Origin of the sequence: Rhodanobacter sp. FW021-MT20 (genome assembly GCF_041107475.1) — a bacterium.
GTDB classification, from domain to species: Bacteria; Pseudomonadota; Gammaproteobacteria; order Xanthomonadales; family Rhodanobacteraceae; genus Rhodanobacter_A; species Rhodanobacter_A glycinis.
Map to the genome: position 1 here is coordinate 153,499 of NZ_JBGBPX010000006.1, position 17,704 is coordinate 171,202.

The window sequence follows — 17,704 nt, forward strand, 5'->3', positions numbered from 1 at the left end:
CGCAGCCCGGACATCGCGGGCCGATCCACCCGCAACGATTGACCGCCCGGGTTGCCAGCCCGAGCGCCGGCCCTTCCGCCGTGTCGTCAAGTTCACGCAAGCCTCGCATTCCCTGCGCGCCCCGATGCTGCAAAGCCGTCGGGGATGTGCGCGCCTCGACGTGCCCGCTCCATGGGGATTGCTAGACTCGGACGAACGGATGCACCGGGATGCGGTGACATGGGTGAAACGACGCAGTTGCTGGCGAGTGCGCGAAACGGAGATCCCGATGCATGGGAGCGCGTGGTCGTGCTGCTTTACGACGACCTGCTGCGACTTGCGCGCCGCACCGTGCGCGGACGTGGCGCCTGCACGCTGAATGCCACCGCGCTGGTACACGAATGCTATCTGCGCGTGGCCGGCGGCCGTGCCGACGCGATCACCAGCAGCCACCACTTTCTCGCCCTGGCCAGCCGCGCGATGCGGCAGATCCTGGTCAATCACGCGCGTGATCGCGTGGCGGCCAAGCGCGGCGGTGGCGCCATCCACGTCACGCTGGAACGCCAGCAGCTCAGCGCCGACCAGGAAGCCGACGATGTCCTGATGCTGGACGAGGCGCTGGTGCGGCTCGCGCGCGAAGACGAGCGGCTGAGCCAGGTGATCGACTGTCGAATCTTCGGCGGCCTGACCGAAATGGAGACGGCCTCCGCGCTGGGTATTCCGCTGCGCACGGTGCAACGTCGCTGGCAGCAGGCCCGCGAGCGCCTGCGCGTCTGTCTGCAACCTGGCTGATGACCACGCCGGACACGCTCGACCGGCTGCTGGAACCGGGTCGGCTGCTCGGCGGCGCACTGGCCGAAGGCATGCTGCGCGAGCAGCTGGGCGTTACCGAACTGGCTTGCGGCCAGATGCTGGGCGCGTTCCGCATCGAGCGCGAACTGGGCCGCGGCGGCATGGGCATCGTCTACCTGGCCGCGCGCGCCGATGGTGCGTACGAGCAACATGTCGCCATCAAGTGGCTGCCGCTCAGCCGCCTGCATGCCGGGCATGCGGACCGATTCCGCCACGAGCGGCAGATCCACGCCCGGCTGCGCCATCCGAACATCGCGCGCCTGCTTGATGGTGGCCATAGCGCCGACGGTCACCTGTGGTTCGCGCTGGAACACGTGGAAGGGCTGCCTGTGGACGCGCATGCCGCCAGCGCCGGGCTGGACTGGCGCGCTCGCGTGCGCCTGTTGCTGCCCGTGGTCGAAGCCGTGCAATTCGCCCACGGCCGGCTGCTCCTGCATCGCGACATCAAGCCGGACAACGTGCTGGTGGACAGCGACGGCCGGCCCAAGCTGATCGATTTCGGCGTGGCGGCATGGCTGCTCGATGCGGATGCACCCAGCGCCTGCACCCCCGGTTTTGCCAGCCCGGAACAACGGGCCGGCGGCGCCACCGAAGTCACCTCGGACATCTGGCAACTCGGCCGGCTGTTGCACCACGTGTTGATCGCGGAGAAACCCGGCCGACCGGCACCTGCGTATCCGCGCGATCTGGCCGCGATCATCGCCAAGGCGACCGACCCGCTGCCGGCCCGGCGTTATGCCAGCGCCTCGGCCTTGCACGACGACTTGCAGCGCGTGCTGCGCCATCGCCCGGTCAGCGCGCGACCTCCGCGACTGCCGCACCGACTGCACCTGCTGTTGCGTGCCCATCCGTTCGGTACCGTGGGCAGCTTGCTGGCGGCGCTCGCATTCGCCGCCATGGTGGCCGGCTTCATGCTCAAGCTGACCCGCGAACGCGATACCGCCCGGCATGCGCAAGCCGTGGCCGAGGCGGTGAATGCATTCCTCAACCGGGATTTCCTGCCCGGCGCCGATCCGCTGCAAGGCGGCTCCAGCGACCTCAGCGTGGCCGCGCTCAGCGAACATGCGCTGGACCGGGTGGAGCCGCGCCTGCACGATCTGCCCGAGGTCGCCGGCCGAGTCGAGATGAGCCTGGGTCGTACCTTGGCCAACCTGGGCCACTTCAAGACCGCACGCCGCGCCTTCAGTCACGCGATCGAACACTTCACCGCGGCCTACGGCGCACACGACCAGCGCGTGCTGCGCAGCCGGCTCGCGCGCGAGCAGGTCGCCATCGATCCAGCCAGCCTGCAAGCCGCCGACCAGCACCTGCGCGTCCTGCGCCATGACGTACTGGCCAGCCCGCAGCCGCATGCCGAACTGCTCGCCGAAGTCGATGCGCAGCTGGCCCGCGCCGCCTTCCTGCGCGACGACTTCAGCCTGTGCGAAGCGCGCTATGCCGCCCTGCTGCCACGACTGGCGGATGCCGCCCCGGTGACCCGTGCCGATGCCTACATGGGATTGGGCCTGTGCGAATCCCGCCTCGGTCACTGGTCGCTGGCACTCGCCCATGCGCGCAAGGCGCGCGCGCTCGACGAACACGCGCTGGGCGTCGATCACCCGTTGACCCTGGAAACCCATATCGCCATCGCCGCCGCACTGATCGGCCTGGGCCACTACGACCAGGCCACCACCTTGCTGCGCGATCTGCTCACCCGGCTCGACCATCGCTACGGCCCGCTGCACCCGACCACGCTGACGGTGACGCACGATCTCGGGCTGGCGATCACCTGCGCGGGCCACCCGGACGAAGGCGCGCAATGGTTGCGCCGGGCGGCAGACGGTCGCGCCCAAACCCTGGGCACGCAGCATCCCTGGTACGCCATGACGGAAAGCGTGCTCAGCATGGCCCTGCTCCAGGGCCACCATGCAGATGAAGCCGCGCATGCGCTGGCGCGCGCACGGCAGGCGCTGGGCACGAACGCCGCGGCCACGCCTTACATCCAGGTGACGTTGCTGGAAAACGAGGCCGACCTGGCTCTGGCGCAGGGACGCCCGGCGGAAGCCGCCCGGCGCTACGACACGGCGATCGACGCTGCCACGAAAACCTATCCTGCCGGTTATCGACGCCTGTCGATGTTGCGCCTCGGCCTGGGCCTGGCCCTGGTCGACGAAGGCCATGCCGTGGACGGCAAGGCGCTGTTGCGCCAGTCGCTGCAAGCCGTCGGCCAGCGCCCCGACTGTCGCGGCAACCAGATCGCGATGGCGCGCGAATGGCTGCATTGATGCCGGCGTCGACGCGCAACGCGTGTCGACGCTTCTCCGTGCATCGCCCAAGCACCACCCGGATTCCATCGAACCGGACAAGGGAATGCGTGCCACCGCCCCGACCTGCAGCAGGGCGATGGCACGCCGGGGCCGGGACATGCCCGGCCCCGGCATTGCTCAGTTCGAGGTCCGCAATGAATCGGTCCAGGTGTGGTCGTACGCCGCCGACACCGTCCAGGCATACGTCGACCAGGTGAAGCCTTCGCCCGGCCACGGATTCATGTAGCCGACGTATTGCGTGCCCTGTTCGTCGTCGTAGCCGTAGCCCACCAGGATGTGGCCGCCGCCGCTGTACCAGCCGAAGCGCATCACGAACGGATGGCCGGCGTCGACGTCACTGACGATGGCGTTCCAGCTCAATGCCGAGGTATAGGCCGTGCTGCTCAGGCCGCCGTTCTGCAGGATGGACTGCACGCTGCCGGCCTGGCCATACAGCGCGTTCGGCGAGTTCGCGTCGGAATTCCAGTCGAACACGTTGTTGCCGCACGCGTCGGAACGACCGAACGCCCAGTTCACCACGCTGCACTGACTCGGGTTGGCCCCGTACCAGTCCAGCACGTCCACGGACGAGGCGGCCCAGCACCAGTTGCTGTGCTCCTGCACGACCTTGACGACACCGAGGTAGTTGTAGCCGCTGCCGGCCACCGCGACGGACGAAAGCGCGGCGATGCCGATCGCCGCGGCAAGACGATGCATGGTTTTCATGTTTGGTTTCTCCTGACAGGGCGGGGATCAGTTCGAGGTATCGCGGGCGAGGACCTTGCGCAGCTGCGCCTGCAGCGCACTGCCGTCGAGCAGGCCCGATCCACTGGCCGCTTGCGCCTGCATCCGCAACGCGCTGCGCGCGGCCTGCAGCGGGGCGTACTGCGCTGCCGCCGCACCGTGCTTGACCTGGATGAAATCCGCCGTGGCCTGCGGTACGCGCACGTAACGGAACCGGGTGGCGGCCTGCTTGCCGTAGGCGCCGACCACATCCTGGATGTCACCGACCAGCTTGGCCCCGCCCAGCGACACCATCGACCAGCCCGCGGCCGTGCGTGCCATGGTCAGCAGGCCGATCGGCCGACCGTGCAAAACCACTTCGTAACGCCAGATGCCGGTGGGTTGCGCATCGGCCTCCATGTCCGCGCCCGACATCAGCGCCGCACGGCTCACGTCATACACCTGGAAACCCCAGCCGAGCCGCGCATGGCGCAACTGACCCACGTCCCGCACATCCAGCGGGAAGCCTTTCGGCAGTTGCCCGGCGTCACCGGCAAAGCGCGCCGCGAACTGGTGCAGGCCGCGCATGGCGGCCACCCGAGCCGGCGACGACGATGACGCCGTCGCCATCACGAAATCCGCGCCGCCCGCACCGGCCGGCGCCTGGGCGAACGCCGTGCCTCCCGCAAGCACCGCCGCCAACAAGATGTAACGCATGTTCTTCATGAGAGATCTCCCCGAGAGTCAATGTCCGATCCGATGTCATCGGGCCGCTCCCCCGAACGGCTGCCGACACGCGGGCCCCACGCCGTTTCGCGTGGACCCACTCAGACAAGACACGGAACCTCGGCCCACCCCGCCAGCCAACCACGCAGGATGTGCGCTGGATCACGTCCGGGCACGGCGGCTGCCTCGGGACATGCCGCCAATCGCCTCACGTAAGGCCTTCCCGGGGAAGGCCGGAACCTCAACGCGCGCGCGGAATCTCGCTGACTTCCAGCACCTGCGAAACACGTTGGCCGTCCCAGCGATAGATCAGGTGCTGCGACTGCACGCACGGCGCCACCACGTCGGGCTGGAACGCCGCCAGGCATTCGCCGCCACGGTGCCGCGCGCTGTCGTAGACGATTCCGTTGGAGCCCGAGTCGCGCAGCACGCGCGCCAGCTTCACGCTGGCTGCATAGGCAGCCGGGTCGTGCTCGGCCTTCCAGCCGCTGCGAATGTCATGCAGGCGGCAATCGACCTGGGTGCGGTAGCAGCGCATCGGGATGTCGCAGGCCGGCTCGGCGGTGGCGGCCAGAAAGCGCTCGCGGTGGTAGACCGTTTCCTCCACCGCCGTGGCCACGCTGTGCGCGGCATAGAACACGCCCCAGCTGCCGTCGGAAAAGCGGCTGCCTTCGGGATTGAGATGGGTGAACGCCGCCATCACCGGCGTGCTGCCGGGGCCGCTGATGCGATGCTCTTTGGGAATCAGCGCCAGCGCGCCGGCTTCCTCGCGCAAACGCGGGTTGGTCATCGCCTCGATCGCGAACACCGCATCGAGATCGGCCGGATCGGCGATGCGGTCGAACAGGCCCACCGGCGGAAAGCGGCTGGGCACGATGCGATATGCCTGGTTCCAGCGAATGCGTTTGACGGGTGGCAGTTCTATTGGCATCGGAGGCTCCAGGATATGCCCCTCTCCTGCAAGCAGGAGAGGGCCGGGGTGGGGTCGCTCCACCCCCTCCCAACCTCCCCCTGCTTGCAGGGGGAGGAGCAAAGCGTGCGGCTTGACCGTCTCGCTCGCCGCGACGGCTCGCCGCCGTGACGCTTCATCCGCGCTGCGCATCCAGGTACTGGCGCACGACGTACAGGTCGGCCACGTTGCCCGACAGCATGCGTTCCAGCGCGGAATGGCCGCCAAACAGCGGCGCCGCATTCGGCTTGTGCAGCCACGCATCGGCCTGCGCCGGATCGGGAAACAGGATTTGCAGATCCTTCCAGATGCCGAGCAGATAGCTGATGCGTTCCAACGTGTCGCGGCCCAGGCTGCCGTCCTGCTGGCGCTTCCATTTGTAGAAGGTGGATTCGGGCGGATCGCCAAGCAGCTTGCGCTGGTCGGCGATGCGCAGCTTCCAGTGCCCGGCAAGGCGGAAGAACGCCCGCAAGGCAGGGCCGCCGGTAGCTTCGGCCGGGGCTGCCACTGACAGATTGTGTGCGCTCATCGAAACTCCATGTGTAGAGTTTCATGCATCTTACATCCACTGGTGAAGTTTTAGCCAATGCCGGCTGCGCCATCGGTGCCCGCGTGCCCATCGGGCATCAGTCCGCCCGATGTGCGGGCGTTCGCAGCGATCCCGCCGATGATGTTGCAAGATGCACGCGACACCCAGTCGATTGCGACATCCCATTCAAGGAGGATTCCATGCACAAGTTCACACTGGCTGCCACCGTATTCGCGTTGCCTCTGCTGGCATTGGCGGCCAGCAGCCCCTGCCATGCGCAAAGCATCGGCTCGTTCCTGCACTCGGTCACCGACACGGTTACCCAGAAGGTGCAGCAGAAGATCCAGGACAAGGCTGGCGAGGAGGCCGATGCAGCCATGAACGGTCAATCCACCACGGCCCGCCGTGGCATGCCGCGCATCACCGGCGGATTCGACTTCAGCCCGGCGCCGGTCAGCCTGTACCAGGACGATTTCGCCGCCACCTCGATTGGCGCCATGCCACAGCCGTGGAAAACCAATGGCTCGGGCCAGGTGGTCAGCGTGCAGGGTTTCCCGGGCAAATGGCTGGAACTGTCGGGCAGTTCCACCTTCAAACTGTCACGCGAACATCGCCTGCCTGATCGCTTCACCATCGAGTTCGACCTGCTGCCGCTGGCCGAAACGCCAAGTGACCTGAACAACCCGCTGTTCGGCTTCGCCGGCGATGACCGGGCGACCGATTACCTGTCCGACGGTGTCAATGACGGCGCGCTCAACGCCATCGATCTGCTGTTCTTCAACGCAGGCAGCGACGTCAGCGTGTACAGCGGTGCCAGCGGCTTCAATTCCAACCCGGATTTCAACGTGCAGGGTTATGCCAATCGCATCCTGCATGTATCGATCGCGGTGGATGGCAATCGCGAGCGTGTGTGGCTGGATCGCACCAAGATCCTCGACAGCCGCATGTTCCAGAACAATCCTTCGCGCTATTTCTTCATCAGTGCGCCGATGAAGTACGACCACGGTGCGAAGCTGTTGCTGGGCAACGTCCGCATCGGCGGCTACAAGTAGGCGCTTGCCGCAGTGTCCGTGGCCCGGCCATGCGCCGGGCCACGGCATGAAGGCTAGTTGCCTTTCTTGCGGTCGTTGCCGTAATCCGGCTCCGGGCCGCCGGCGGCGATGAAGCGGTCGATGCGTGCCTCCAGCACTGGCAACGGCACCGAGCCGGTGGACAGCACGGTGTCGTGGAAGGCGCGGATGTCGAACTTCTCGCCCAGCGCCTGCTCCGCCTTGGCGCGCAGCTCGCGGATCTTCAGGTAGCCCAGCTCGTAGCTGTCGGCCTGGCCGGGCCAGCTGATGTAGCGATCCACCTCGTTGGCAATTTCCAGCGTCGACAGCGCGGTGTTTTCGGTGAGGTAATCGATCGCCTGCTGGCGCGTCCAACCCAGGTGATGGATGCCGGTGTCGACCACCAGTCGGCAGGCGCGCCACATCTGATAGGTGAGGAAGCCGAACTTCTGGTACGGCGTCTTGTAGATGCCCATCTCGTTGCCGAGGAATTCCGAATACAGCCCCCAACCTTCGCCGTAGGCGGAGATGTAGCCGTTGCGGCGGAACGCGGGCTGGCTGTGGTCCTCGCTGGCCAGTTCCAGTTGCAGCGAATGGCCCGGATAGGATTCGTGCAGGGTCAGCGCCGGCATGTTGAACAGCGCGCGCGACTTCAGGTCGTAGGTGTTGACCAGGTATTCGCTGGCGCCGCCGCGGCCGGAGGTGTAGTACGGCGCGATATCGGCCGGTACCGGCACGATGGTGAAGCGCTCGCGCGGCAGATGGCCGAAGAATTTCGACATCTGGCCATCCACCTCCTTGGCGACCCAAGCGGTCTTGTCGAGCAGTTCCTGCGGCGTCTTGGCGTAGAACTTCGGATCAGTGCGCAGGTAGTGCAGGAACTCGGCGAAGCTGCCCTTGAAGCCGCTCTGCTTCATCACATCGAGCATCTGCGCGTGGATCTTCGCCACCTGCTTCAGGCCGATGGCGTGGATCTGGTCGGGGGTGAGGTCGAGCGTGGTGTATTCGCGGATCTGCTGGCGGTAATACGCCTTGCCGTCCGGCAGCGCTTCGGCGGCCAGCGTGGTGCGCGCATGCGGCACGTAATCGTCGTCGAAGAACGTCAGCAGTTTCGCGTAGGCGGGAATCACACCGTTGGCGATGATCTGCTTCGCCTGTGCCTGCAACTTCGCGGCCGTGGCCGCCGGCATGGTGGCCGGCATGTGCAGGAACGGCTGGTAGAAGCTACTCCGGGTAGGGTCCTTCAGCTCGGCTACCGCGGCGATGGAGCGATCCCGCCCGTCCAGCACCGCCCGCGGCACGCTGAAACCGCGCTTGAGGCCCAGTTGCATGTTGGCGATCTGCTGCTGGAAGTAGTGCGGCACTTCGCCAAGCCGGCGCAGGTATTTCTGGTAGTCCGCCGCGCTGCGCAGATTGTCGCCGCCCAGCTCGTAACCCAGGTCGCCCCAGAACGAGGAGTCGCTGTTGAACGGCATCTGCCATTGCTTGAACTGCTGGTCGGCGATGAAGTTGCGGATCTGCTCGCGATACACCGCGTAGTTCACCTGATCGGCCTGGCTGAGCTGCTTCACGTCGATCGTGTCGAGCTGCTGCATCACCTTGCGCCAGTAGTCGAGGCGCTGTTGCTGGCTGGTGGCGTCGACACTGTCCAGCCGGCTGTTGTCCGGCTTCGCGCTGGCGCCCGCCTGGCCGGTGCGCCAGGCCCACTCGTGCTGGTAAATCGTGCGGAAACGATCGTCGGTGGTTCCGGCCTGCGCGCAGGCGCCATACACAAGGCCTGCCAGCAGCAGACTACCCAGCCATCGATTCATCGGCACATCTCCACGCTTCAAATGCGTCGATGATCGCACCGAATGCGCGGCAGGCACCGTGCCGATAGGCAGGCCCGTGCTGCGCGGAGACGTCTCCGATTACTCCATGCCGCTGTAGTAGCCGCGCATCGCCAGCAGGTAGGCATCCAGGTCGCGGCCGGCCACGTTGGCGAACACCTCGTCGGTTTCGGCCAGGGTATCGATACGGTCGGGGCGGAAATTGCGGAAGCCTTCGCGCAGGCGGCACCACGCGCCCAGCGTCCACTTGCCGCCCCAGAAAGCCAGGCACAGCGGCTCGACTTCACGCGCGCTGGCGTTGCCGGTTTCGTCGCGATAGTCCAGCCGCAGCACGCGGCTGGCGCCGATGGCCGCGTGCAGACGATCGATGCGCGCGGCGAATTCGACGCTTTTTTCGTCGCGCCACATCGGCGCGTAAATGCGTGTGCGCGCGGCGCGCTCGCGCAATTCCGGCGGCAGCACGGCCTCGATCTTCAACAAGGCCGCCTGCGCGCCGGCGGCCAGCTTGTCCCCGGCGAACGCGCGCACGAAGCGCGTGCCGACCACCAGCGATTCGAGCTCGTCGGCGGTGAACATCAGCGGCGGGATGTCCGAACCCTTGCGCAAGACGTAACCGACGCCGGCCTCGCCTTCGATCGGCACGCCGGAAAGCTGCAGGTCGGCCACGTCGCGATACACCGTGCGCAGCGAGACCCCGAGCGTGGCGGCCAGGTTGCGCGCCTGCAGCGCGGTGCGACGCCCGCGCAAGGCATGGATGATGAGGAACAGGCGGTCGGCTCGGCGCATTGACGCATGATGCCGCGAAGCGGATCGCAGCGCCTGCGACAACGGTCATGCATCGCGGCATGACCGATGGCAGGGACGCGCCGGCCGTTCACCGCATCAACCCTGCTTCGCAGCCAGCAGCTCGGCGTCCTTGGCCGCGGCACGCTGCACGGCGGGGCGCGCGGCCACGCGGTCGACATAGGCGCGGATCGTCGGCGTCGCCGGCACCAGCCCGAACTGGGTGGTCCAGCCCAGCGCGATGCCCCACAGCACGTCGACGGCGGTGAAGCGCTCGCCGAGCAGCCACGGGCCGTGGGCGAGCTGGCCGGACAAGGCGTTGAACACGTCGTCCCAGCTGCCGTAGGGCGATTGCCGCGATGGCGGCGGATCGCGCTTCATCGAACGGTCGATCAGCGCCGGCTCGAAGCACGAACCGTAGAACACCATCCAGCGCAGATACGGGCCGCGCAACGGATCGTCCAGCGCAGGCGCCAGCCCGGCCGCAGGGAAACGGTCGGCCAGATAGATGAACACCGCCGGCTGCTCGCTGACCAACGCGCCGTCGTGCAGGATCGCCGGCACCTTGCCCATCGGGTTGATCGCCAGATACTCGGGCTGGCGCTGGGTGCCGGCCTGCAGGTCGAGCAGATGCACGTCGTAATCGACACCCAGCTCTTCGAGCAGCGCGTGGGCACCGGTCGAGCGGCTTTGCAGGGCGTGGAAGAAAGTGGGGCGTGAGCTGGTCATGGACATTCCCTCGACAGATTTACAGGTGCCGCGTCTCGGCGGGTGGATTCATCCAGTTGTCGTGGCGACCATCGGAAAAACGCAGCGGCGCGTCGATCAGTTCGCCCGGCTCCACGTCGTCCAGGCAGGCCAGGTTGATCGACATGAAATCGCCGCCAAGCTCCTCGATATGACCGCGCCCGAACGGTCGCACGCCGCAATGCCGGCAGAACAGGTGGTGCATGCTGTGCGAGTTGAACTGGTAGTCGGACAGTACATCCTCGCCGTCGAGCAGACGGAAGGCATCCGGCTTCACGACCACGCCCCAATAGCGCGTCTTGGTGCAGATCGAACAATTGCAGCGGCCGGTGCCGGCGGCCAGGTCGATGTCGGCCTCGTAGCGCACGGCGCCGCAATGACAACTGCCGTGATAGGTCTTCTTGGTCATGGCTTGCTCCGATGTCGGGAATTCAGGTGCAGCACACTGGCAAGTGTCACCAGCAAGTTACGTCGCGACACGGGTGCGCGCTTGGGTGCAGGCACGAGTGCGGACGGATCGACCACTTTGGGCAGGTGGAACTGGCCATCGCGCAGCAGGCCGTTCATGTACAGCGGACGGTACGCCATCAGCAGGCGTTGCAGGGCGGGACGCATGGTGGTTTCCTCAGGCGGCGGCTTCAACCGCCACCCAGGGCGGCAGTGCGTGTTTGAACAGGCGGTACCAGTCCTCGCGTTCGGCGGGGCTGTACAGGTCCAGGGTGCGGATCACTTCGCGTGCGAATTCCACGCTGCCCAGATGGCTGGCGGTGATCGTGCCGCCATCGCTTACCGCCAGCACGTTGGCGTCGTACTGGTCGGCCCCGCTGTAGTCGGGAACGCGGCTGGCGATATGGCCCGGCCAGTCGCCGGTGTGCCGGCAAGCATCCAGCAAGCCGGCGCGGGCCAGGGCCAGCACGCCACTGTCGATGCCGGCCACCGGTGCACCGGCGGCATGCAGACGACGCAATGCCGCCACCGCCGATTCGCCCTCGCCGCGCTGCCACAGGTGGCCGCCGGGCACGATCAGCATGGCGGCGCGCTGCAGGTCCAGCTCGGCCAGGGCCAGCTCGGGCTGCACGGCAAGGCCGCCCATCGAGACCACCGGGGCCAGGGTGAAGCCGACCGTGCGCACCCGCCAGTCGCCGGGGCGGCGAACCTCGCACAGTGCCAGCGCGGCCTGCCAGTCGGCGAAACCGTCGAAAACCAGGAAATAGACCGTATCGCGCATGTCGTTCCCTCCGTGATGGAGGTACAGCATGCGCACCCCCTGCTGCCAACGTGCTGTCAGCAGGGGGCTACCGGCTGGCGCCGGAAGGCCGGAGCCGGGACAATGGGCGTTCTTTTCGCCAAGGATTCGACGGACTCGACATGAAGCCCATTTCGCTGATCCAGTTCCTGATCGAGGAACGCCGCGCCAATCACATCAATGCCGAGCTTTCGCTGCTGATCGAGGTGGTGGCGCGCGCCTGCAAGCGCATCGCCGTGGCCACCGGCAAGGGCGCACTGGGCGACGTGCTGGGCAATGCCGGCACCGACAACGTGCAGGGCGAGGCGCAGAAGAAGCTCGACGTGATCTCCAACGAAATCCTGCTGGAGGCGAATGCCTGGGGCGGCCACCTGGCGGCCTGCGCCTCGGAAGAGATGGAAGACCCGCAGCCGATTCCCGATGGCTACCCCAAGGGCCATCACCTGCTGCTGTTCGATCCGCTGGACGGCAGCTCCAACATCGACGTGAACATCTCGGTGGGCACCATCTTCTCGGTGCTGCGCTGCCCCGACAATGCAGTCGAACCGAAGGCGGAACATTTCCTGCAGCCGGGCACCACCCAGCTCGCCGCCGGTTACGTGGTGTACGGCCCGGCCACCGTGCTGGTGCTGACCATCGGCCACGGCACCCACGAATTCACGCTGGACCGCGAAGTGGGCAGCTTCGTGCTGAGTCGCCGCAACCTGCGCATTCCGGAAGCCACCGCCGAGTTCGCCATCAACATGTCCAACCAGCGCCACTGGGAAGCGCCGATGCAGCGTTACATCGGCGAGCTGCTGGCCGGCAAGGACGGTCCGCGCGGCAAGGATTTCAACATGCGCTGGGTCGCCTCGATGGTCGCCGACGTGCACCGCATCCTCACCCGCGGCGGCGTGTTCTTCTATCCGATGGACGCCAAGATCGCCGCCAAGGGCGCCACCGGCAAACTGCGCCTGATGTACGAAGCCAACCCGATGGCCTTCATCGTCGAGCAGGCCGGCGGCATCGCCACCACCGGCCGCCAGCGCATCATGGACGTGCAGCCCACCGCGCTGCACCAGCGCGTGCCGGTATTCCTTGGCTCGAAGCAGGAAATCGAACTGGCCACGCGTTACCACATGGACGCGGACGAAGCGCAGGGCTGAGTCGCCCCCGGGCACCGTATCCCCGCCCTTTGGCGCACATGCCTCAGCGCGCCGTCATGCCGCCATCGGCGGGGTAATTCGCGCCGGTCAGGAACTTGCCGCGATCGGACACCAGCAGTGCGACGACCTCGGCGATGTCTTCGGTGGCACCGATCCGACCCAGCGGAATATTCCGCAGCCAGTCGTCGGCGGAGAATCCCGGCGTCGCCTTGGCAAACTCTTCGGAACCTGGCGTCGCGATGACGCCGGGCGAGACCACGTTCACCCGGATGCCGCTTGGCGCCAGTTCCATCGCCAGCGTGCGCGAGTAGTAATTGAGCGCCGCCTTGGCCGCGCCGTAGTGCGCAAAGGGGCCGAACGGCATCGTCGCTGCAGCCGAAGAAAGGTTCACGACGGCGGCAGCCTTCGACGCCCGCAGCGCCGGGAGCACGGCATTCGTCAGGCGGATCGCGGCGAACAGGTTGAGCGCCATGCTGTCGTGCCACGCCTGGTCGGGAATCGTCCACGACCCTGCCAGAAACGCGCTTGCACCGCCCGCGTTGTTCACCAGAATGTCGAGACCGCCGAGCGCGGCGAGCGCCTTCGTCGCGATCGCCTCCACGCCTTCGCCCGTGCTGGCGTCGCCGGCGACGAACGTTGCCCCCTTGGGCATGTCGTCGTTGGGTGTACGCGCCGCGATGACAACCTTGGCGCCGGCATCGAGCAGGCGTTGCGCGATGGCCGCGCCAATGCCACGCGTGCCTCCGGTGACCAGGGCACGGCGGCCGATGAGTTCTTTCGAGAAATCGAGTTTGTTGGTCATGAGAAGTTTCCTCGCAGAGAGGTTGATGTTTCCGGAGCCGTGATTCAGGCGGCAGGGCGATCACGATCTGGTCGTGACGCCCTGTGTCGCTCACGGCGTTTTCTTGAACAGATCCTGGAAGATCAGCGGCCCCCAGCTGTTGCCCCGCGCCTGCACCAGCGCGCCACCTTCGCCGAGCTTGCCGAGATGGACGGGCGCGAAACCGAGTTGTTCGGCAAGTGCCGCCACCGTCTCCGCCGCGTCGGCGTCATCGCTCGACAAAAACACCACCCGGCGACCGCCGTTGACGTGCGGATCCTCGGCAAGCACGCCGGCGGCGAGGTGATTGAAGCCCTTCACGAGCTTGGCGCCGGCGAAGGCCTTGGCCACGAAGGCCGAGGACGGCAGGCCGGCAAGCTCGTCGACGGGGTCGGCAAACGTGTTCATCGCATCGACGATCGTCTTGCCCTTCCAGTTCGGCAGCGCGTTGGCGACCTCCGGGTGCGATTCGAAACGGACGGCCAGAAAGACGACGTCCGCCTTGACCGCGTCCGCCAGTTTTTTGGGAATAACGGTGGGTCCGATCGCGGCCGCGGCGGAGGCAAAGCTGGCCGGGTCGCGGGTGGTGGCAACGGATACGTCGATGCCGTTGCGGGCAAACGCCCTGGCCAGGGCCTGGCCGATCTTGCCGAAACCGATAATTGCGTAGCTCATGGTTTTTCCTTGGGTTTGGCACCGCGCCCTGGCGGCGCTCCGAAGCATCGAATGGAGCACCGCAGGGCGCAGCGCGTCAGATTTGCGCCAGGCCGCCGTCGACGGCGAGCTCGCTGGCGGTCATGAAGCTGCTGTCCGACGAGGCGAGAAAGGCCGCCGCCGCGCCGATCTCCGCCGGTTCGGCCATGCGTTGCAGCGGGTTCATCGCGGCGAAGGCCTTCATGCCTTCCTCGCCCACCGCCGCCTTGGCCAGTTCGGTCGCCGTCGGCCCGGGCGACAGCACGTTCACCCGGATGCCGGTGCCCTTCAGGTCTTCCGCCCAGCTCCGTGCGAGGTTGCGCACGGCCGCCTTGCTGGCGCTGTAGATGCTGAAGGCCGGGGCACCGGTGGTGCCGGCGCTCGATCCGGTGAGGATGATCGAGCCACCCTGGCCCATCAGCGGCAACGCCTTCTGCACCGTGAAGGTCGTCCCCTTCACATTGGTATCGAAGGTCTCGTCAATCTGCTCGGCGGTGATCTCGCCGAGCGGAAGCAGGCTTCCCGTCCCGGCATTGGCGAAGACGATATCGAGGGTTCCGCGCTCGGCCTTCACTGCCGCATAGAGCCGATCCAGGTCGGCCAGGTCGGAAACCGAGCCTTTCACTGCGCGGGCGTTGGGCCCGAGCTCGGCTACCGCGGCGTCAAGCGCTTCCTGGCGACGGCCGAAGATGAAGACGAAGGCGCCCTCCTCGATGAAGCGCCTGGCGGCGGCGTGGCCGATGCCGGTGGCGCCACCGGTGATGACGGCGGTCTTTCCAAGCAGTCTGTTCATGTCATGCACCTGGGTTTTCTGTTGAAGACAGAAACCAAGATGGGCTGTTGACACATCAATACAATTGACGAAAAACTGCTAAATAAGATCTATTCTTTGGATGAATCGTGCTCGACAACGTCACCATCAACCAACTGCGTGCGTTCGTTGCGGTATGCGACCAGGGCAGCTTCTCGGGTGCGGCGCGGAAGCTCAGCCGCGCGCAATCGGCCATCAGCCACGCGATCAAGGCGCTGGAAAGCGCGTTCGATGTCGAGTTGTTCGAGCGCAACACCCGCAAGGCCCAGCTCACCGCGACCGGGCGCAGCCTGTTGCCGGACGCACGGGCGGTGATTTCACGCACGGAAGAAATGAAGACCCGGGCCGGCTCGATCGCCAGAGCCGGGGCGCCCCAGCTTTCGGTGGCGGTCGATGTCTATTTCCCGCGTGCCCAGCTGATCGACGGATTGCGGACGCTGCAAGTGGAGTTCCCCACCGCGGCGATCAACCTGCGCATCACCACCATGCAAGGCGGCGAGAGGCTGGTGCTCGAAAGGGTGTGCGCGCTGGCCGTCACGATCGAGAACGTGCCGGCGGTGAACCCGGATGCCATCGAACGCCACTGGCTGTGCGAGGCGGAGATGGCGACGGTATGCGCGCCATCCCACCCGCTCGCTTCGACACCGAAGCCGATCCCGTCGGACGAGTTCGGTCGACATGTCCAGATCGTCGTCACCGACAACCAGCCACACGCGGAAAAGACCCAACAGGGCGTGGCCGGCAAGCGTCAGTGGCTGGTCAACGACCTCGGCGCCAAGCGTGATCTGCTCAAGGCCGGCCTCGGCTGGGGACACATGCCGCGACACCTCGTCGGCGAGGATCTGGCAAGTGGAGCGCTGGTCGAACTCGAGCGCCGCGCCTGGCACCTCGGCCCGCTCACGTTCATGGTCTCGCAACGACGGGGCCATGACCTCTCCCCATGCGAGTCACGGCTGGTCGAGCTGCTTGGCAAACCCCAAGGCATCCCGAAGGAAGCCGGGCAGCGCCCCGTCCCGGGCAAGGGCGCGAAAGTCTGAAGTCCGTGAGCAGGCATCGCCTGCTGCCCATGGCAGAACGTTCGCCATGAGGACCAGCGACCGTCAGTGCGCGTGCTGGACCGACATGATCACCACGCTGGTGATGATCAGTGATGCACAGCCCTTGCTGACCGGCCGGAGTCGACCCCTTGCTGCCGGTGACGACCGGCAGCTTTCGGGAAGGCCCGTTTTCAACGCCCGAGCTCAGCCGCCGACAGCCCCCGTAGCGGGATGGCGGCTGCAGCGAACTGTTAGGCTTCCTCAAGCGAGTCGCCAACTACCCAATCCACACTCACGTTATTGGTGCGCATGACAGTGTGGTTCTTCATGATCTGGTCGAGAGAGTCCAAGATCACGGCAGATGGTTGCTCGTAGCTAACGTAACGGGCCGATGATGAAGGGCTGTCCGAAACAAAGCGAGCAGATGCTGGAGCCTCGATGTAGACCACTTCTGCTTCAGTCTTCATGATGCCATGCCTCGAAAGTGCGACGGTCTTCCATCGCCTCTTGCGGACCAGCAGGTCCATTCATGGTTAGGCGTCGTAGCTTACCGCGGCTGATAAAGCGTGTCGAACCACCATCGACGCTTTCCAGCAAACCACGTGTGACTGAGTACTCAATTTCCGGCTCCTGGCCAAGCAAGACGTTGGGGTCGTATGGCGTAAGGAGCTTCAGTTCAGACGCGTAGTCGTCATGCAGCGCCTTTATGACTGCGTATTGTGAATCAGTGGGCTTTCTGATCTTAAGGCCAAGCTCATTTGCCGCTTCTCTACGATTGATGGTGTAATCGTGGGAGCCGCTTTCGCTGCAAAGAAAGTCAAGGATCTTGTCTACCTTTTTGCCATTGTTTATGTGGCTAGACAGTAGTCGCTTTCCAAGCATCCTAATCTGTGTACGCGAGCGATACACGTTGCCAAGCACAAGCGGGTTTAGTTGTTGGCTAAGGCTTATAACGAGCTGGGCAATTTGTGCCTCACTTGTCACGCCAAGGCTTTTGACAAAGTCAAAGTATCCACTAACCGACTCGACACCAACCGGTACTCGCGCCATTGGGTTAGGCCCGGGGGCAACAGGGTTAAGTGGACCATTAACACTCGGGTCGATCGGCCCAAGCGTGGCTTGCTTCGTCATCATCACGCTTGTAGCACCAAGCGCGATGAGTGTGGCCGTTGAATGAGCTTTCATTGGAACGATGACAGTCAGTTCGTCACAAAACTGCCGAATAAGATTTACGATGTTCCAACCGGCTAGGAGGTCGCCTCCTCTCGAATATATGACTAGCGATACATTCTTGGTGACGCCAATTGTGTCTAAATGATGTACAACATAATCAATTGCATCCTGTGCTATTTGTATGCCTTGGTTCTGCCGGTCGCCCGTCACATAACACAGAACCTTAGATTTCGTGAATTTTTCAACCTTCTTCCTGATTCCGTGATCTCTCCCCGCCAAACCGCACCACATCAACACCTGCGGTGGATCTGCCCTTCACCCATCGGGT

The 17,704-nt window shown here is 65.5% G+C and carries 20 protein-coding genes; 5 read left to right on the forward strand and 15 right to left on the reverse strand.

All coding sequences use genetic code 11. The features are described 5' to 3' along the window. Positions 1 to 219: 219 nt before the first annotated feature. On the forward strand, positions 220 to 771 hold the full coding sequence (locus AB7849_RS09175) for an ECF-type sigma factor (RefSeq protein ID WP_008215542.1): 552 nt from the start codon (positions 220 to 222) through the stop codon (positions 769 to 771). Then, positions 771 to 3,095: a serine/threonine-protein kinase gene (locus tag AB7849_RS09180; protein ID WP_008215544.1), complete on the forward strand. Its 2,325-nt coding sequence runs from the start codon at positions 771 to 773 to the stop codon at positions 3,093 to 3,095. Before AB7849_RS09175 ends, AB7849_RS09180 begins: the two co-directional genes overlap by 1 nt. Positions 3,096 to 3,254: 159 nt before the next feature. Here the strand turns inward: AB7849_RS09180 and AB7849_RS09185 are convergent, their stop codons facing one another. The 4 genes from AB7849_RS09185 to AB7849_RS09200 form a co-directional block, all read right to left on the reverse strand. Continuing rightward, on the reverse strand, positions 3,255 to 3,842 hold the full coding sequence (locus AB7849_RS09185; protein WP_008215545.1) for a C39 family peptidase: 588 nt from the start codon (positions 3,840 to 3,842) through the stop codon (positions 3,255 to 3,257). A 27-nt stretch (positions 3,843 to 3,869) separates the two neighbouring features. Then, positions 3,870 to 4,565, reverse strand: a complete 696-nt coding sequence (locus AB7849_RS09190; RefSeq protein ID WP_008215548.1) for a hypothetical protein — start codon at positions 4,563 to 4,565, stop codon at positions 3,870 to 3,872. Between the two features lie 241 nt (positions 4,566 to 4,806). After that, on the reverse strand, positions 4,807 to 5,496 hold the full coding sequence (locus AB7849_RS09195; RefSeq protein WP_008215550.1) for an RES family NAD+ phosphorylase: 690 nt from the start codon (positions 5,494 to 5,496) through the stop codon (positions 4,807 to 4,809). Between the two features lie 154 nt (positions 5,497 to 5,650). Continuing rightward, positions 5,651 to 6,043 (reverse strand): MbcA/ParS/Xre antitoxin family protein, encoded by a 393-nt coding sequence (locus AB7849_RS09200; protein ID WP_008215554.1) that lies wholly within the window; start codon positions 6,041 to 6,043, stop codon positions 5,651 to 5,653. A 200-nt stretch (positions 6,044 to 6,243) separates the two neighbouring features. Here AB7849_RS09200 and AB7849_RS09205 point away from each other — a divergent pair, with 200 nt between their 5' ends. After that, positions 6,244 to 7,095, forward strand: coding sequence for a hypothetical protein (locus tag AB7849_RS09205; RefSeq protein WP_008215555.1), 852 nt, complete (start codon positions 6,244 to 6,246; stop codon positions 7,093 to 7,095). 53 nt (positions 7,096 to 7,148) lie between these two features. Here AB7849_RS09205 and AB7849_RS09210 read toward each other — a convergent pair whose 3' ends face one another. The 6 genes from AB7849_RS09210 to AB7849_RS09235 all read right to left on the reverse strand — a co-directional run bounded on the left by AB7849_RS09210 (position 7,149) and on the right by AB7849_RS09235 (position 11,679). Continuing rightward, positions 7,149 to 8,903 (reverse strand): DUF885 domain-containing protein, encoded by a 1,755-nt coding sequence (locus AB7849_RS09210; RefSeq protein WP_008215557.1) that lies wholly within the window; start codon positions 8,901 to 8,903, stop codon positions 7,149 to 7,151. A 99-nt stretch (positions 8,904 to 9,002) separates the two neighbouring features. Next, positions 9,003 to 9,707 (reverse strand): helix-turn-helix transcriptional regulator, encoded by a 705-nt coding sequence (locus tag AB7849_RS09215; RefSeq protein ID WP_008215558.1) that lies wholly within the window; start codon positions 9,705 to 9,707, stop codon positions 9,003 to 9,005. 96 nt (positions 9,708 to 9,803) lie between these two features. Continuing rightward, entirely contained in the window at positions 9,804 to 10,433 is a 630-nt protein-coding gene (locus AB7849_RS09220) for a glutathione S-transferase family protein (protein WP_008215559.1), read from the reverse strand. Between the two features lie 19 nt (positions 10,434 to 10,452). Then, positions 10,453 to 10,860, reverse strand: a complete 408-nt coding sequence (locus AB7849_RS09225) for a GFA family protein (RefSeq protein ID WP_008215560.1) — start codon at positions 10,858 to 10,860, stop codon at positions 10,453 to 10,455. Continuing rightward, entirely contained in the window at positions 10,857 to 11,066 is a 210-nt protein-coding gene (locus AB7849_RS09230) for a hypothetical protein (protein WP_008215561.1), read from the reverse strand. Before AB7849_RS09230 ends, AB7849_RS09225 begins: the two co-directional genes overlap by 4 nt. A 10-nt stretch (positions 11,067 to 11,076) precedes the next feature. Beyond that, positions 11,077 to 11,679, reverse strand: a complete 603-nt coding sequence (locus AB7849_RS09235) for a DJ-1/PfpI family protein (RefSeq protein WP_008215562.1) — start codon at positions 11,677 to 11,679, stop codon at positions 11,077 to 11,079. A gap of 140 nt (positions 11,680 to 11,819) precedes the next feature. Between AB7849_RS09235 and AB7849_RS09240 the strand changes: the two genes are divergently transcribed. Beyond that, a complete protein-coding gene (locus AB7849_RS09240; RefSeq protein WP_008215563.1) occupies positions 11,820 to 12,842 on the forward strand; it encodes a class 1 fructose-bisphosphatase in 1,023 nt (340 codons plus the stop codon). A gap of 43 nt (positions 12,843 to 12,885) precedes the next feature. Here AB7849_RS09240 and AB7849_RS09245 read toward each other — a convergent pair whose 3' ends face one another. The 3 genes from AB7849_RS09245 to AB7849_RS09255 all read right to left on the reverse strand — a co-directional run bounded on the left by AB7849_RS09245 (position 12,886) and on the right by AB7849_RS09255 (position 15,148). After that, positions 12,886 to 13,644 carry an oxidoreductase gene (locus AB7849_RS09245; protein ID WP_008215564.1) on the reverse strand — a complete coding sequence of 253 codons (759 nt, stop codon included), beginning with the start codon at positions 13,642 to 13,644 and terminating at the stop codon, positions 12,886 to 12,888. 90 nt (positions 13,645 to 13,734) lie between these two features. Further along, the gene (locus AB7849_RS09250; protein ID WP_237711923.1) at positions 13,735 to 14,385 is read right to left on the reverse strand and encodes an NADPH-dependent F420 reductase; all 651 of its coding nucleotides are present in this window, start codon (positions 14,383 to 14,385) and stop codon (positions 13,735 to 13,737) included. Positions 14,386 to 14,413: 28 nt separating this feature from the next. Further along, positions 14,414 to 15,148 (reverse strand): SDR family NAD(P)-dependent oxidoreductase, encoded by a 735-nt coding sequence (locus AB7849_RS09255; protein ID WP_369500943.1) that lies wholly within the window; start codon positions 15,146 to 15,148, stop codon positions 14,414 to 14,416. A gap of 107 nt (positions 15,149 to 15,255) precedes the next feature. Between AB7849_RS09255 and AB7849_RS09260 the strand changes: the two genes are divergently transcribed. Beyond that, positions 15,256 to 16,203, forward strand: coding sequence for a LysR family transcriptional regulator (locus AB7849_RS09260; protein ID WP_008215568.1), 948 nt, complete (start codon positions 15,256 to 15,258; stop codon positions 16,201 to 16,203). Between the two features lie 251 nt (positions 16,204 to 16,454). Here the strand turns inward: AB7849_RS09260 and AB7849_RS09265 are convergent, their stop codons facing one another. Continuing rightward, positions 16,455 to 16,670: a hypothetical protein gene (locus tag AB7849_RS09265; protein WP_157618207.1), complete on the reverse strand. Its 216-nt coding sequence runs from the start codon at positions 16,668 to 16,670 to the stop codon at positions 16,455 to 16,457. Continuing rightward, positions 16,660 to 17,667 carry an SDH family Clp fold serine proteinase gene (locus AB7849_RS09270; protein WP_369500936.1) on the reverse strand — a complete coding sequence of 336 codons (1,008 nt, stop codon included), beginning with the start codon at positions 17,665 to 17,667 and terminating at the stop codon, positions 16,660 to 16,662. Before AB7849_RS09270 ends, AB7849_RS09265 begins: the two co-directional genes overlap by 11 nt. Positions 17,668 to 17,704 lie beyond the last annotated feature (37 nt).

Bases quoted from the DNA above. Each gene is read 5' to 3' on its own strand.
- AB7849_RS09175 (WP_008215542.1), top strand. From the start codon at position 220: ATGGGTGAAACGACGCAGTTGCTGGCGAGTGCGCGAAACGGAGATCCC.
- AB7849_RS09180 (WP_008215544.1), top strand. From the start codon at position 771: ATGACCACGCCGGACACGCTCGACCGGCTGCTGGAACCGGGTCGGCTG.
- AB7849_RS09185 (WP_008215545.1), bottom strand. From the start codon at position 3,842: ATGAAAACCATGCATCGTCTTGCCGCGGCGATCGGCATCGCCGCGCTT.
- AB7849_RS09190 (WP_008215548.1), bottom strand. From the start codon at position 4,565: ATGAAGAACATGCGTTACATCTTGTTGGCGGCGGTGCTTGCGGGAGGC.
- AB7849_RS09195 (WP_008215550.1), bottom strand. From the start codon at position 5,496: ATGCCAATAGAACTGCCACCCGTCAAACGCATTCGCTGGAACCAGGCA.
- AB7849_RS09200 (WP_008215554.1), bottom strand. From the start codon at position 6,043: ATGAGCGCACACAATCTGTCAGTGGCAGCCCCGGCCGAAGCTACCGGC.
- AB7849_RS09205 (WP_008215555.1), top strand. From the start codon at position 6,244: ATGCACAAGTTCACACTGGCTGCCACCGTATTCGCGTTGCCTCTGCTG.
- AB7849_RS09210 (WP_008215557.1), bottom strand. From the start codon at position 8,903: ATGAATCGATGGCTGGGTAGTCTGCTGCTGGCAGGCCTTGTGTATGGC.
- AB7849_RS09215 (WP_008215558.1), bottom strand. From the start codon at position 9,707: ATGCGCCGAGCCGACCGCCTGTTCCTCATCATCCATGCCTTGCGCGGG.
- AB7849_RS09220 (WP_008215559.1), bottom strand. From the start codon at position 10,433: ATGACCAGCTCACGCCCCACTTTCTTCCACGCCCTGCAAAGCCGCTCG.
- AB7849_RS09225 (WP_008215560.1), bottom strand. From the start codon at position 10,860: ATGACCAAGAAGACCTATCACGGCAGTTGTCATTGCGGCGCCGTGCGC.
- AB7849_RS09230 (WP_008215561.1), bottom strand. From the start codon at position 11,066: ATGCGTCCCGCCCTGCAACGCCTGCTGATGGCGTACCGTCCGCTGTAC.
- AB7849_RS09235 (WP_008215562.1), bottom strand. From the start codon at position 11,679: ATGCGCGATACGGTCTATTTCCTGGTTTTCGACGGTTTCGCCGACTGG.
- AB7849_RS09240 (WP_008215563.1), top strand. From the start codon at position 11,820: ATGAAGCCCATTTCGCTGATCCAGTTCCTGATCGAGGAACGCCGCGCC.
- AB7849_RS09245 (WP_008215564.1), bottom strand. From the start codon at position 13,644: ATGACCAACAAACTCGATTTCTCGAAAGAACTCATCGGCCGCCGTGCC.
- AB7849_RS09250 (WP_237711923.1), bottom strand. From the start codon at position 14,385: ATGCTTCGGAGCGCCGCCAGGGCGCGGTGCCAAACCCAAGGAAAAACC.
- AB7849_RS09255 (WP_369500943.1), bottom strand. From the start codon at position 15,148: ATGAACAGACTGCTTGGAAAGACCGCCGTCATCACCGGTGGCGCCACC.
- AB7849_RS09265 (WP_157618207.1), bottom strand. From the start codon at position 16,670: ATGAAGACTGAAGCAGAAGTGGTCTACATCGAGGCTCCAGCATCTGCT.
- AB7849_RS09270 (WP_369500936.1), bottom strand. From the start codon at position 17,667: ATGTGGTGCGGTTTGGCGGGGAGAGATCACGGAATCAGGAAGAAGGTT.